The organism is Citrobacter sp. LUTT5 (assembly GCF_009905315.1).
GTDB classification, from domain to species: domain Bacteria; phylum Pseudomonadota; class Gammaproteobacteria; order Enterobacterales; family Enterobacteriaceae; genus Citrobacter; species Citrobacter freundii.
The window spans coordinates 308,406-323,245 of record NZ_CP047606.1 but is presented as its reverse complement, the minus strand read 5'-3'; the positions used below and the strand labels follow the sequence as shown (position 1 = coordinate 323,245).

At 53.8% G+C, this 14,840-nt stretch carries 9 protein-coding genes; 2 read left to right on the top strand and 7 right to left on the bottom strand.

The window, feature by feature from the left end; translation table 11 throughout:
• Position 1: 1 nt before the first annotated feature.
• On the bottom strand, positions 2–2,395 hold the full coding sequence (gene malP, locus GUC46_RS01500; protein WP_160179680.1) for a maltodextrin phosphorylase: 2,394 nt from the start codon (positions 2,393–2,395) through the stop codon (positions 2–4).
• 618 nt (positions 2,396–3,013) lie between these two features.
• Here malP and malT point away from each other — a divergent pair.
• A complete protein-coding gene (gene malT, locus GUC46_RS01495; protein ID WP_003848003.1) occupies positions 3,014–5,719 on the top strand; it encodes an HTH-type transcriptional regulator MalT in 2,706 nt (901 codons plus the stop codon).
• A 41-nt stretch (positions 5,720–5,760) separates the two neighbouring features.
• Here the strand turns inward: malT and GUC46_RS01490 are convergent, their stop codons facing one another.
• The 3 genes from GUC46_RS01490 to glpE form a co-directional block, all read right to left on the bottom strand.
• On the bottom strand, positions 5,761–6,519 hold the full coding sequence (locus GUC46_RS01490) for a DeoR/GlpR family transcriptional regulator (protein ID WP_003023499.1): 759 nt from the start codon (positions 6,517–6,519) through the stop codon (positions 5,761–5,763).
• A 95-nt stretch (positions 6,520–6,614) separates the two neighbouring features.
• On the bottom strand, positions 6,615–7,445 hold the full coding sequence (gene glpG / locus GUC46_RS01485) for a rhomboid family intramembrane serine protease GlpG (protein WP_130715250.1): 831 nt from the start codon (positions 7,443–7,445) through the stop codon (positions 6,615–6,617).
• 75 nt (positions 7,446–7,520) lie between these two features.
• The gene (gene glpE, locus GUC46_RS01480) at positions 7,521–7,847 is read right to left on the bottom strand and encodes a thiosulfate sulfurtransferase GlpE (protein WP_049003361.1); all 327 of its coding nucleotides are present in this window, start codon (positions 7,845–7,847) and stop codon (positions 7,521–7,523) included.
• Between the two features lie 198 nt (positions 7,848–8,045).
• Between glpE and glpD the strand changes: the two genes are divergently transcribed.
• Positions 8,046–9,554, top strand: coding sequence for a glycerol-3-phosphate dehydrogenase (gene glpD, locus GUC46_RS01475; protein ID WP_003023494.1), 1,509 nt, complete (start codon positions 8,046–8,048; stop codon positions 9,552–9,554).
• A gap of 90 nt (positions 9,555–9,644) precedes the next feature.
• Here glpD and glgP read toward each other — a convergent pair whose 3' ends face one another.
• From glgP to glgC, 3 genes are read right to left on the bottom strand one after another with little or no spacing between them, the layout of a single operon-like run.
• On the bottom strand, positions 9,645–12,092 hold the full coding sequence (gene glgP, locus GUC46_RS01470; RefSeq protein WP_003023492.1) for a glycogen phosphorylase: 2,448 nt from the start codon (positions 12,090–12,092) through the stop codon (positions 9,645–9,647).
• Positions 12,093–12,111: 19 nt separating this feature from the next.
• Positions 12,112–13,545 (bottom strand): glycogen synthase GlgA, encoded by a 1,434-nt coding sequence (gene glgA, locus GUC46_RS01465; RefSeq protein WP_003023490.1) that lies wholly within the window; start codon positions 13,543–13,545, stop codon positions 12,112–12,114.
• Positions 13,545–14,840 carry a glucose-1-phosphate adenylyltransferase gene (gene glgC / locus GUC46_RS01460; RefSeq protein ID WP_160179678.1) on the bottom strand — a complete coding sequence of 432 codons (1,296 nt, stop codon included), beginning with the start codon at positions 14,838–14,840 and terminating at the stop codon, positions 13,545–13,547. The genes glgA and glgC overlap by 1 nt, the downstream gene beginning before the upstream one ends.

The window sequence follows — 14,840 nt, the reverse complement described above, 5'->3', positions numbered from 1 at the left end:
CTTAACGTTTCGCCTGCCAGATACGAGCCTGATAATCGCGGATGGAGCGATCCGAGCTGAACATGCCGCAACGTGCGGTATTCAGAATCGCCGCCCGGGTCCAGGCTTCCTGGTCACGATACAACACGTCAACCTGCTTCTGAGCTTCAACGTAGGCCGCGAAGTCCGCCATCACCAGATACGGGTCGCCGCCCTGCTTGCCGATACTGTGCAGCATCTGGTCAAAGGTATGCTTGTCGCCGTCGCTGTATTTCCCGCTTTCCAGCTCTTTCAGGACAGCATCCAGCACTTTGTCTTTTTTACGCCATTTCACCGGGTCGTAGCCTTTGGCTTTGAGCACCTTCACCTCTTCCACGGTATGACCAAAGATAAAGATATTCTCGTCACCCACCTTCTCGGCGATTTCGACGTTTGCGCCATCCAGCGTACCAACGGTTAACGCACCGTTCAGCGCCAGCTTCATGTTACCGGTGCCGGAAGCCTCTTTCCCTGCGGTTGAAATCTGCTCAGAGATATCCGCCGCCGGGATCAGCATTTCCGCCGCCGAGACACAATAATCCGGCAGGAAGACGACCTTCAGCTTGTCGCCAACTTTCGGGTCGTTATTGATAGTTTGTGCAACCTGGTTGATGGCGAAGATGATATTTTTCGCCAGGTAGTAACCTGGAGCAGCTTTTGCGCCAAACAGGAATACGCGCGGCACGCGATCTGCCTGCGGGTTCTCACGGATTTCTTTGTACAACGCCAGAATATGCAGCAGGTTGAGGTGCTGACGCTTGTATTCATGCAGACGTTTAATCTGAATATCAAAGATAGCGTTAGTCGTTATTTCAATACCGGTACGCGCTTTAATAAACTTCACCAGGCGCTCTTTGTTCGCCAGCTTGATGTCGCGATACTGCTGACGGAACTTCGCGTCGTCGGCGTATTTTTCCAGGTTAATCAACTGGTCGAGGTCGTTGGCCCACTCTTTTTTCAGCGTTTTATCCAGCAGTGCGGCAAGCGCCGGGTTGCACTGCTTAATCCAGCGACGTGGGGTAATCCCATTGGTGACGTTATGGAATTTGTTCGGCCAGAGCTGGTGATATTCAGGGAACAGATCTTTCACCACCAGATCGGAGTGCAGCGCCGCCACACCGTTAACCGCAAAGCCGCTGACCACGCACATGTTAGCCATGCGCACCTGTTTGTTGTGCACCACCGCCAGCTTCGCCCAGACTTCAGCATCACCCGGCCAGGTTTTATCGACCAACGCCTTAAAGCGCTCGTTAATCTCTTTGATGATTTGCATATGGCGCGGCAGTAGCGCTTTCACCAGCTTCTCGTCCCAGCACTCCAGCGCCTCTGGCATAAGGGTGTGGTTGGTGTAAGCAAAGGTTTTGCTGGTAATGGCCCACGCATCGTCCCAGCTCATCTGGTGCTCATCAATCAGCACGCGCAGCAGCTCAGGAATGGCAATGGTCGGGTGAGTATCGTTGAGCTGAATAACTTCAAAATCCGCCAGCTCATGAAGTTTACGCCCTGCCAGATGATGGCGGCGCAGAATGTCAGCTACAGAACAGGCACACTGGAAGTACTGCTGCATCAGGCGCAGCTTTTTACCCGCGGTGTGGTTATCGTTCGGGTACAGCACTTTCGTCAGTTTTTCGGCGTCGATGCCCTGCTGCTCTGCGCGCAGGAAATCACCGTCGTTAAATTTGGTCAGGTTAAACGGATGCGCGTGGCTGGCCTGCCACAGACGCAGCGGTTGCGCTACGCCGTTACGGTAGCCGAGAACTGGCAGATCCCAGGCCTGACCGGTGATGGTAAAACCTGGCTCCCAGTGGCCTTCTTTGCTGACCTTGCCGCCAATCCCAACCTGCACATCCAGCGCCTCATTGTGACGGAACCACGGGTAGCTGCCACGATGCCAGTCATCCGGGGCTTCCATCTGTTGCCCATCGGCAAACGACTGACGGAACAGGCCGTACTGGTAGTTGAGGCCATACCCTGTCGCCGACTGGCCGACAGTCGCCATCGAATCGAGGAAGCAGGCTGCCAGGCGCCCCAATCCACCGTTACCCAACGCCGGATCGGTCTCTTCTTCCAGCAGGTCGGTCAGGTTGACATCATGTGCTTTCAGCTCATCGCTCACCTCCTGATACCAGCCGAGGTTGAGTAAGTTGTTGCCGGTCAGACGGCCAATCAAAAACTCCATCGAGATGTAGTTAACGTGACGTTGATTTTTTGCCGGTTTCGCCGCAGGCTGGGCGCTGAGTAACTCAGCCAACGCCCCACTCACCGCCTGCCACCACTGGCGCGACGTCATTTCTTGAGCCGACAGTAAACCGAAGCGCTGCCACTGACGCGTCAGGGCAGCCTGAAATTGATCTTTGTTGAAAGTAGGCTGTGACATAGGGGTTCCAGATCCTTAGGTAATAAAACAACGTTATCGCTAGTTTGCCTGGCTCGTTGTTGACATTCCTCATCCTGGCACGGATTAGGGAGGGAGGAGGAGCGGGGATGAGCATAAAAGTGTGATCTCCGCCACTTAAAGGGGGCGTAATCACCCGTAAATTCGCGCAAACCGTGCATAACGCCCTTTGGATGACGCATTAATAACAAAGGATTAATCCACAATCTCAAATAATGGAGTGACGATGAGAAACAAAATGTAAATAGAGAAATAGTTTCTAACCTGAAATATCTATGCCGGGTAAGATAATTCACATAAAAATTTTAAGTCGGCCACAAAATTCGTCGATTTTGATTAGTCGCCTGAGTAACTATATAAAAACAGAGGGATTTTTCGACACATTAAAAATTACAACGGATCCAGTCGCCACGCCTGTTGCGACTCTTTAAAACAATTATTGCAATAGATGTATAGATTTGTGACATAGTGCAAAATCAGACACACAAAAAGTCCGCTTAGCTTGCATAAAACACCAATCTGGCCGACCTTATATCTATTAATTACGAAGCGCAAAAAAAATCATTCTTCCCTATTTTCACACAGTGAAGTGACTAACTTATGTTGATTCCGTCTAAATTAAGTCGTCCGGTTCGACTCGACCATACGGTGGTTCGTGAGCGCCTGTTGGCTAAACTTTCCGGCGTGAACAATTTCAGGCTTGCCCTGATAACAAGTCCTGCTGGTTATGGAAAAACAACGCTGGTTTCACAATGGGCGGCGGGGAAGAACGACTTAGGTTGGTACTCTCTGGATGAAGGCGATAATCAACAAGAGCGCTTTGCCAGCTATCTGATCGCCGCCATCCAACAGGCAACGGGTGGACATTGCACCACCAGCGAAGCGATGGTGCAAAAGCGCCAGTACGCCAGTCTGACGTCACTGTTTGCCCAGCTATTTATCGAACTGGCCGAGTGGCACCGTCCGCTCTACCTGGTGGTGGATGATTATCATCTGATCTCCAATCCGGCTATTCACGAAGCGATGCGTTTCTTCCTGCGTCACCAGCCTGAAAACCTCACGCTGGTCGTACTGTCGCGCAACCTGCCGCAGTTGGGTATTGCCAACCTGCGGGTACGCGATCAACTGCTGGAAATAGGCAGCCAACAGCTGGCCTTTAACCATCAGGAAGCCAAACAATTTTTCGACCGACGTTTGTCCTCTCCCATTGAAGCGGCAGAAAGCAGCCGGATGTGCGATGACGTTGCTGGCTGGGCCACAGCGTTACAGCTGATCGCCCTTTCCGCCCGCCAGAACAATAACTCTGCTCACCAGTCGGCACGACGCCTCGCCGGGATCAACGCCAGCCATTTGTCCGATTATCTGGTTGATGAAGTGCTGGACAGCGTCGACCTCGGCACCCGTCACTTCCTGCTGAAAAGCGCCATTCTGCGTTCCATGAACGATGCGCTGATCGTCCGGGTTACCGGGGAAGAAAATGGCCAGATGCGGCTGGAAGAAATTGAGCGCCAGGGGTTATTCCTGCAGCGGATGGATGACGTTGGCGAGTGGTTCAGCTATCACCCGCTGTTTGGCAGCTTTTTACGCCAGCGCTGCCAATGGGAGTTGGCGAACGAACTGCCCGAAATACACCGCGCCGCCGCCGAAAGCTGGATGGCGCAAGGCTTCCCCAGCGAAGCTATCCACCACGCGCTGGCGGCCGGTGACGCCCATATGCTGCGCGATATCCTGCTTAATCATGCGTGGGGACTGTTTAACCACAGCGAGCTGACGTTACTGGAAGAGTCGCTGAAAGCCCTGCCGTGGGAAAGTCTGCTGGAAAATCCGCGTCTGGTTCTGCTACAGGCCTGGCTGATGCAGAGCCAGCACCGCTACGGAGAGGTTAACACCCTGCTGGCGCGCGCAGAGCAGGAAATAAAAGGCGACATGGAGCCAACGCTGCACGCCGAATTCAACGCTTTACGGGCGCAGGTAGCGATTAACGATGGCAACCCTGACGAAGCCGAACGCCTGGCAAAACTGGCGCTGGATGAATTACCCATCGCCTGGTTCTATAGTCGTATCGTCGCCACCTCGGTGCACGGCGAAGTCCTGCACTGTAAGGGCGATCTCACGCGCTCTCTGGCGTTAATGCAGCAAACCGAGCAAATGGCACGTCATCATGACGTCTGGCATTACGCACTGTGGAGCCTTATCCAGCAAAGCGAAATTTTGTTTGCCCAAGGCTTTTTACAGGCCGCCTGGGAGACTCAGGAAAAAGCGTTCCAGCTGATCAAAGAGCAGCACCTGGAACAGCTGCCAATGCACGAGTTCCTGGTGCGCATTCGTGCGCAGCTACTGTGGGCATGGGCGCGTCTGGATGAATCAGAAGCCTCTGCCCGTAGCGGTATTGAACTGCTTTCCACTTTCCAGCCGCAGCAACAGCTACAGTGTCTGGCGCTGCTGGTTCAGTGTTCACTTGCGCGGGGCGATCTTGATAACGCTCGCAGCCTGCTCAACCGTCTGGAAAACCTGCTGGGCAACGGTCACTATCACAGCGACTGGATCTCCAACGCCGATAAGGTGCGGGTGATTTACTGGCAAATGGTGAGCGACAAAAACTCTGCCGCCAACTGGCTGCGCCACACGCCGAAACCAGAATTCGCCAATAACCACTTCCTGCAAAGCCAGTGGCGCAACATCGCTCGCGCGCAAATCCTGTTGGGTGAGTTTGAGCCGGCTGAAATTGTGCTGGAAGAGTTGAATGAAAATGCACGCAATCTGCGCCTGATGAGCGATCTGAACCGTAACCTGCTGCTGCTTAATCAGCTCTACTGGCAGGCAGGGCGCAAAAATGACGCCCAGCGTGTGTTACTCGAGGCCCTACAGCTGGCGAACCGCACCGGGTTTATCAGCCACTTTGTTATCGAAGGCGAGGCCATGGCGCAACAACTGCGTCAGCTGATTCAGCTCAATACCTTACCGGAACTCGATCAGCACCGCGCCCAGCGCATTTTGCGTGAAATTAACCAGCACCATCGCCATAAATTCGCCCACTTTGATGAAGGGTTCGTTGAGCGTCTGCTGACTCACCCGGAAGTACCGGAGCTTATCCGCACCAGCCCGCTGACCCAGCGCGAATGGCAGGTTCTGGGACTAATTTATTCGGGCTACAGCAACGAGCAGATCGCCGCAGAGCTGGCCGTCGCGGCAACGACCATCAAGACGCACATCCGCAATTTGTACCAAAAGCTCGGCGTCGCACACCGCCAGGATGCGGTGCAACATGCGCAGAAGCTGCTGAAAATGATGGGATACGGCGTTTAGTTAATGCCTGATACGCGACGCTTATCAGGCCTGGAATTACCTTAGCACAGCTCTAACTGAATATGATGGTCAGCAATCACCTGCATCACACCAGCAGGCGGCAGCGTGTCGGTATACACCGCATCCACCATGCTGATGCTGCCCATATTCACCATCGCGTTACGCCCAAACTTCGAGTGGTCCACCACTAGCATCACATGACGTGAATTCTCAATGATCGCGCGTTTGGTGCGAACTTCGTGATAATCAAATTCCAGCAGCGAACCATCGCTGTCGATACCGCTGATGCCTAAGATGCCGAAGTCCAGACGGAACTGAGAAATAAAGTCGAGGGTCGCTTCGCCCATAATACCGCCGTCGCGGCTACGCAGTTCGCCACCGGCGAGGATTATGCGGAAATCCTCTTTCGCCATCAGCGTATTCGCCACATTGAGGTTGTTGGTCACAATGCGTAAATTGCTGTGATTGAGCAGCGCGTGAGCCACCGCTTCCGGCGTGGTTCCGATATCAATAAACAGCGTAGAACCGTTCGGGATCTGCGTGGCAACTTTGCGGGCAATGCGCTCTTTTTCCGCCGTCTGCGTTGCTTTACGGTCATGCCACGGGGTGTTAACGGAGCTGGATGGCAACGCCGCGCCGCCGTGATGGCGCAAAATCATGTTCTGATCGGCCAGATCGTTAAGATCGCGGCGAATCGTCTGCGGGCTGACGGAGAAATGCTCCACCAGCTCTTCAGTACTGACGTATCCCTGTTTTTTTACCAGCTCGATAATCGCGTCATGTCGTTGTGTTTGCTTCATTATTGTTCCCTGAAATTTTGCCGGATGCGCTGACGCTTATCCGGCCTACAAATTGGTCCAAACGCACACCGCCTTCCGGCACCACAAAACTTGAATCAAGTTCGTTTTCGTACATTTATAGTATCGGCAAACGCCATTGCCAAACCCACGGCCAACCCGGCGATATGAGCGCCATTCGCCATCGACATGCCGAATAGATCAAACCAACCGGCAACAATCCAGATCAAGGCAAAGATAATCAAACCACGCTGCAGGAAAATACCGCTCTGCGGATCGCGCTCGCCGCGCAACCACACGTAGCCCATCAGCGCATACACCACGCCAGACAATCCACCAAACCACGGGCCGCTAAATTTCTGCTGAACATAGCCGCTCAACAGGGCGCTGATCACGGTAATAACAATCAGTTTTCCACTGCCCAGACGCTTTTCAACCGCACCGCCGAGATACCACCACCACAGCAGGTTGAACAGAATATGCATCAGCGAGAAGTGCATAAAAGCGTGGGTGAAATAACGCCAGAATTCAAATTTCAGCGAAGGGTCAAACGGCCATGCCAGCCAGAGCATCACAGCCTGGTCGCCCAGCACGTTCATCGCGACAAACACCAACACACACGCGGCCATCACCAACCAGGTTACCGGACCTGCGCGTTCGCGCAATGTGGCCAGGAACGGATAACGTTGGTAGCGCAGACCGCTGTCGGTCTGACCCGACTGCCAGCTTGCTGCGAGGTAGCGCGGATCGCCCGGATTCTCCAGAAACCGCACCAGTTCAGCGTGCACGCGCTGAGCCTGGGACTCATCCGCCAGCCAGACATCCGTTTGCTGATGTTGTTGAATCGTCAGGATAACGCCCTGTGTCGCCATATAATCAACAAACGCCTGCGCCACGCGGGGGTTAGCAAAAGAGGTAATCATCAACATGGTTGCTGTCGCTTATTCCACACAAAAGAGGACAGTATATCTATCCTGCCCGTTTCAGGCTGCATCTTTGTTAGCTTACGAACCGTATGCCACTTCTGCCGGAAAATGTCGATGCCAGGCATCGAAGCCGCCGTCAACGCTGTAAACCGCGTCATAGCCCTGCTGCAGAAGATATTGCGCCGCGCCTTTACTGCTGTTGCCGTGATAACACATCACCAACACGGCGGTGTCGAAATCATACTCACGCATAAATGATCCCAGCGTGTCGTTCGTCAAATGAAATGCCTGTGGGGCATGGCCCATTGCATAGCTTTGCGGGTCACGAATATCCACTAACACCGCCGCCCCCTGATGCAGCTTCTGATGCGCTTCTTCGACATTAATACATTCAAACTGATCCATTGCTCTCTCTTCTTTATATGGCAGGTGACGCTTTTCGGACATGTTACTGCTTAGTGTACGTCCCGACGGCAGTTAAACGCCATAATGTTATATGTATCACTGTAAATTGTTTATCCGATGTTACCAATGGCGCGATTCTTTGCTATTATGCTCGATAACGAACATTAATGAGCTATAACGAAAGTGCGAGAGGCCAGCATGGAAACCAAAGATCTGATTGTGATAGGTGGAGGCATCAACGGTGCCGGTATCGCGGCAGATGCCGCTGGACGCGGTTTATCCGTGCTGATGCTGGAAGCGCAGGATTTAGCCTGCGCCACCTCTTCCGCTAGCTCCAAACTCATCCACGGTGGCCTGCGCTACCTGGAACACTACGAATTTCGTCTGGTGAGCGAAGCGCTGGCCGAACGTGAAGTGCTGTTGAAAATGGCACCACACATCGCCTTCCCGATGCGCTTCCGTCTGCCCCACCGCCCGCACCTGCGTCCGGCGTGGATGATCCGGATTGGTTTGTTTATGTACGATCATCTGGGCAAACGCACCAGTTTGCCAAGTTCTACCGGTTTGCGTTTTGGCGCAGATTCTGTAATGAAACCTGAGATTGTGCGCGGTTTCGAATATTCTGACTGCTGGGTAGACGATGCACGACTGGTTTTGGCAAACGCCCAAATGGTCGTACGCAAAGGCGGAGAAGTATTAACCCGCACTCGCGCCACCTCTGCTCGCCGTGAAAACGGTTTGTGGATTGTTGAAGCTGAAGATATCGATACCGGCAAAAAACACACCTGGCAGGCGCGTGGCCTAGTCAACGCCACCGGTCCGTGGGTGAAAGAGTTCTTTGACGACGGTATGCACCTGCCATCGCCGTACGGTATTCGCCTGATTAAAGGCAGCCACATCGTGGTGCCGCGCGTCCATACCCAGAAACAAGCTTATATTCTGCAAAACGAAGATAAACGCATTGTGTTTGTTATCCCATGGATGGACGAATTCTCGATCATCGGGACGACAGACGTTGAATACAAAGGCGATCCGAAAGCGGTGAAAATTGATGAAAGCGAGATCAATTACCTGCTGAAGGTTTACAACGCGCACTTTAAGAAGCAGCTGGGCCGTGATGATATCGTCTGGACTTACTCGGGCGTGCGTCCGCTGTGCGATGACGAGTCTGACTCACCGCAGGCAATCACCCGTGATTACACGCTGGATATCCACGACGAAAACGGCAAAGCGCCGCTGCTGTCGGTCTTTGGCGGTAAGCTGACGACCTATCGTAAGCTGGCTGAACACGCGATGGAAAAACTGGCATCGTACTATCAGGGAATTGGTCCGGCGTGGACCAAAGAGTGCATTCTGCCAGGCGGTGACATTGGCGGCGATCGCGAAGACTACGCGGCCAAACTGCGCCGTCGCTACCCGTTCCTGACCGAGTCGCTGGCGCGCCATTATTCTCGCACCTACGGCAGCAACACCGAATGGGTCATCGGCGAAGCCACCTCGCTTGCCGAGTTAGGTGAAGACTTTGGCCATGAGTTTTATGAGGCCGAGCTGAAATACCTGGTCGATCACGAATGGGTTCGTCGTGCGGAAGATGCGTTGTGGCGTCGCACGAAAGAAGGTATGTGGCTGAACGCTGAGCAGCAGTCGCGCATGACCCAGTGGCTGGCTGAATACATTGAGAAGCACCAGCTGTCGCTGGCGTCCTGATAAAAATGCCGGATGGCGGCGACGCCTTATCCGGCCTACAAAGGTGCATAAACGTAGGCCGGGCAAGCGCAGCGCCCCCGGCCTCGTGTTTTACAACCGCACCGAATCAATATGCCAGATGTTTTCGGCGTACTCTTTGATCGTCCTGTCCGACGAGAAGTAGCCCATGTTGGCGATATTAATCATCGACTTAGTAGTCCACTCTTCCGGATGACGATACAGTTCATCAACCTTATCCTGACAATCAACGTAACTACGATAATCCGCCAGCACCTGATAGTGGTCGCCAAAGTTGATCAATGAGTCCACCAGGTCGCGATAGCGTCCCGGCTCCTCTGGGCTGAATACGCCACTGCCGATCTGCGTCAGCACCTGGTGCAGTTCCTCGTCTTTCTCGTAATATTCACGCGGCTTATAGCCCTGACTACGCAAAGCCTCAACCTCTTCCGCCGTATTACCAAAGATAAAGATATTTTCTGCGCCCACATGTTCCAGCATCTCGACGTTGGCACCATCCAGCGTACCAATGGTCAACGCGCCATTCAGCGCAAATTTCATATTACTGGTCCCGGAGGCTTCGGTCCCGGCCAGTGAAATCTGCTCAGACAGGTCGGCAGCAGGAATTATCACCTGCGCCAGGCTGACGCTGTAATTGGGGATAAACACCACTTTCAGTTTGTCGCCAATTTGCGGATCGTTATTGATCACTTTCGCGACATCGTTGATCAGATGAATGATGTGCTTCGCCATGTAATAGGCCGAAGCCGCTTTACCGGCGAAGATATTCACACGCGGCACCCACTCGGCGTCAGGATCGGCCTTAATGCGGTTGTAGCGGGTGATCACATGCAGCACGTTCATCAGCTGACGTTTGTATTCGTGAATACGCTTGATCTGTACGTCAAACAGCGATTTCGGATTCACTACCACGTTAAGCTGCTGGGCAATGAGCGTGGCCAGACGTTTTTTGTTCTCCAGCTTCGCTCGGCGTACCGCCTGGTTCACCAACGGGAAATCGCAGTGCTGTTCAAGCTCGCTCAACTGGCTGAGATCGGTACGCCAGGTGCGGCCAATATTCTCATCCAGCACCTCAGAGAGCGGCGGGTTAGCCAGCGCCAGCCAGCGACGCGGCGTCACGCCGTTGGTAACGTTGCAGAAGCGGGTCGGGAAGATCTTCGCAAAGTCAGCAAATAGCGACTGCACCATCAGGTTGGAGTGCAGTTCAGACACACCATTAACCTTGTGGCTCACCACGACCGCCAGCCATGCCATACGCACCCGGCGGCCGTTAGATTCATCGATAATCGACGTCCGCCCCAGCAGACCGGTATCGTTCGGATACTGCTCCTGCAGCGTTTTCAGGAAGTAGTCGTTAATCTCAAAAATGATTTGCAGATGGCGCGGCAAAATTTTGCCCAGCATATCCACCGGCCAGGTCTCCAGCGCTTCGCTCATCAAAGTGTGGTTGGTATACGAGAAAACCTGACAGCACACTTCAAACGCATCATCCCAACTGAACTTGTGCTCATCAATCAACAGACGCATCAGCTCAGGGATCGACAGCACCGGATGGGTGTCGTTGAGGTGAATGGCGATTTTATCCGCCAGATTATCGTAGGTTTTGTGCAGTTGATAATGCCGATTCAGAATGTCCTGCACCGTGGAGGAGACCAGGAAATACTCCTGGCGCAAGCGCAGCTCGCGTCCTGAATAGGTGGAGTCATCCGGGTAAAGCACGCGGGAGACGTTCTCGGAGTGGTTTTTATCTTCCACCGCCGCAAAGTAGTCGCCCTGGTTAAATTTACCGAGGTTGATCTCACTACTGGCCTGGGCATTCCACAGGCGCAGCGTGTTGGTGGCATCGGTGTCGTAACCGGGGATAATCTGGTCGTAGGCAACCGCGAGGATCTCTTCGGTTTCTATCCAGCGCGTTTTCTTGCCTTCCTGCTGTATACGCCCGCCAAAGCGCACTTTGTAGCGCGTATTGTGGCGTTTGAACTCCCATGGGTTACCGTATTCCAGCCAGTAGTCCGGCGACTCTTTCTGTCGGCCATCAACAATGTTTTGCTTGAACATGCCGTAGTCATAACGAATACCATAGCCGCGTCCCGGCAGTCCCAGCGTTGCCAGCGAGTCCAGGAAGCAGGCCGCCAGGCGCCCGAGGCCACCGTTGCCAAGACCCGGGTCGTTTTCTTCATCGATCAGATCTTCCAGATCCAACCCCATACCTTCCAGCGCATTTTTGACATCGTCATAAATACCCAACGATAACAGTGCATTGGAAAGCGTGCGGCCAATCAGAAACTCCATTGACAGGTAATAGACCTGACGAGTTTCCTGGGATAATTGCGCACGGTTAGAACGCAGCCAGCGCTCCACGAGACGATCGCGCACCGCGAACAACGTGGCGTTCAGCCACTCATGTTTATTGGCAATGACCGGGTCCTTACCAATCGTGAACATCAGCTTGTAGGCGATAGAATGCTTAAGTGCCTCTACGCTGAGTGTGGGCGATGCATAAGTAAATGGAGCATTCATATAGGTGATTCCTGGATAACTATTTCAAGCGATAGTAAAGCTCACGGTATGACTTCGCCGCGACTTGCCAGCTAAAATCCATGGTCATGGCCTGGCGTTGTACAAACCGCCACAGCGAAGGCCGGGACCACAATACGAAAGCACGCCGGATCGCACGTAGTAGCGACCAGGCATTACTATCTTCAAATACAAACCCACTGGCGATACCGTCCGCCAGGTTTTCCAGCGAACTGTCAGAGACCGTATCAGCCAGCCCACCGGTGCGCCGCACCAGCGGCAGCGTGCCGTACTTCAGTCCATACAATTGCGTTAAGCCACATGGCTCAAAACGGCTGGGAACCAATATCACATCGGCCCCACCCATGATGCGGTGCGAGAAGGCTTCGTGATAGCCAATCTGCACGCCCACTTGCCCCGGATGTTCCGCCGCTGCGGCGAGGAAACCTTCCTGCAACACTGGATCGCCCGCGCCAAGTAACGCCAGTTGCCCCCCCTGCTCTAACAGACCCGGCAGAGCCTCCAGCACCAGATCCAACCCTTTCTGACTGGTCAGACGGCTCACGACAGCAAACAGCGGCACTTTGTCGTTAACCTTAAGTCCCATCGCGATCTGCAGCTGACGTTTGTTCTCCGCCTTTTCTTCCAGCGTGTCACGCGTATAGCGCGACGCCAGCAGCAGGTCGGTTTCCGGGCTCCAGATTTTTTCATCCACGCCGTTCAGCACGCCGGAAAGCCGTCCTTCCCGATGACGCTGCTGCAACAGACCTTCCATACCATAGGCAAACTGCGGCTCGGTAATCTCCCGCGCGTAAGTTGGACTGACCGCTGTAATGTGGTCTGCGTAGTACAACCCGGCCTTCAGGAACGAAATCTGGCCGTTAAACTCCAGCCCGTGCACATTAAAGAACGACCATGGCAATTGGATGTCATCCATATGCTTTGCATAAAACATGCCTTGATACGCCAGGTTGTGTACGGTGAACACCGATTTCGCCGGATGGCCGCGCGCCGCCAGATACGCCGGGGCCAGACCGGCATGCCAGTCGTGCGCATGCACCACATCCGGGCGCCAGAATGGGTCAAGGCCGCAGGCCATTTCACATCCGGCCCAGCCAAGCAACGCAAAACGCAGGACGTTATCGGTATACGCAAACAGGTTAGTGTCGTGATACGGGCTACCGGGACGGTCGTAGAGATGCGGCGCGTCAATCAGGTAAATACCCACACCGTTGAAATGCCCGAAAAGCAGCGTGATACGTCCAGCGAAGGTATCGCGACGCGTCACGACCTGTGCATCGGGAATGCCGCGACGAATATCTGGAAACGCCGGGAGCAACACGCGGGCATCCACGCCGTCCGCAATTTGCGCGGCAGGTAACGCCCCAATAACATCCGCCAGTCCCCCGGTTTTTAACAGGGGGAACATCTCTGAACAAACGTGTAAAACCTGCATTATCGCTCCTGTTTGATCTGCAGTTTGCGCAGCATTTCACGCGTGACCAGCACAATGCCTTCCTCTGAACGGTAGAAACGACGCGCATCTTCTTCCGCGTTTTCACCTATCACCATGCCTTCAGGAATAACGCAGGCGCGGTCGATAATGCAACGACGTAAGCGGCACGAACGTCCCACCCACACTTCAGGTAACAACACTGCCGAATCAATGTTACAGAATGAATTCACCCGCACTCGCGGGAACAGAACGGACTGCACCACTACCGAACCTGAAATTATGCATCCGCCAGAAACCAGCGAGTTCAGCGTCATTCCGTGGCTACCGGAACGGTCCTGCACAAATTTCGCCGGTGGCAGCGATTCCATGTGCGTTCGGATTGGCCAGTCCTGGTCGTACATATCCAGTTCAGGCGTCACCGAAGCAAGATCAAGGTTCGCCTTCCAGTAGGCTTCCAGCGTCCCCACATCGCGCCAGTACGGCTCGGATTCCGGGTCAGACTGCACGCAGGACAACGGGAATGGATGTGCATACGCCATGCCAGCTTCGGTGATTTTCGGGATAATGTCTTTGCCAAAATCGTGACTGGATTTTTCATCGAGATCATCTTCCGCCAGCAGTTCATACAGATAATCGGCGTTGAAAATGTAGATCCCCATACTGGCAAGAGATTTGGTCGGGTCGCCTGGCATGGCTGGCGGATTGGCGGGTTTTTCAACGAACTCGATAATTTTATCGGTGTCGTCCACGTCCATCACGCCAAACGCGCTGGCCTCTTCAATAGGCACTGGCATACAGGCCACGGTGCAACGCGCGCCCTTCTCGACGTGGTCGATCAGCATGCGTGAGTAGTCCTGCTTATAAATATGATCGCCCGCGAGGATCACCACGTATTCCGCTTTATAGCGTCGAATGATGTCCAGGTTTTGGGTGACGGCATCCGCCGTTCCGCGATACCAGTTTTCACCCTGCATTCTCTGCTGGGCAGGCAGCAAATCGACAAACTCATTCATCTCTTCGCTAAAGAACGACCAGCCGCGCTGAATATGCTGCACCAGCGTATGGGACTGGTACTGGGTGATCACGCCAATACGGCGGATCCCGGAGTTAATACAGTTGGATAAGGCAAAATCGATAATGCGGAACTTACCGCCAAAGTGCACAGCAGGTTTGGCACGTTTGTTGGTCAAATCTTTTAAGCGGGTACCGCGGCCACCGGCCAGGATCAGGACAACAGATTTTAATGGCAGCTGGCGCGCCAACATTACACGATCGTTCTTCTCTAAACTCACCAT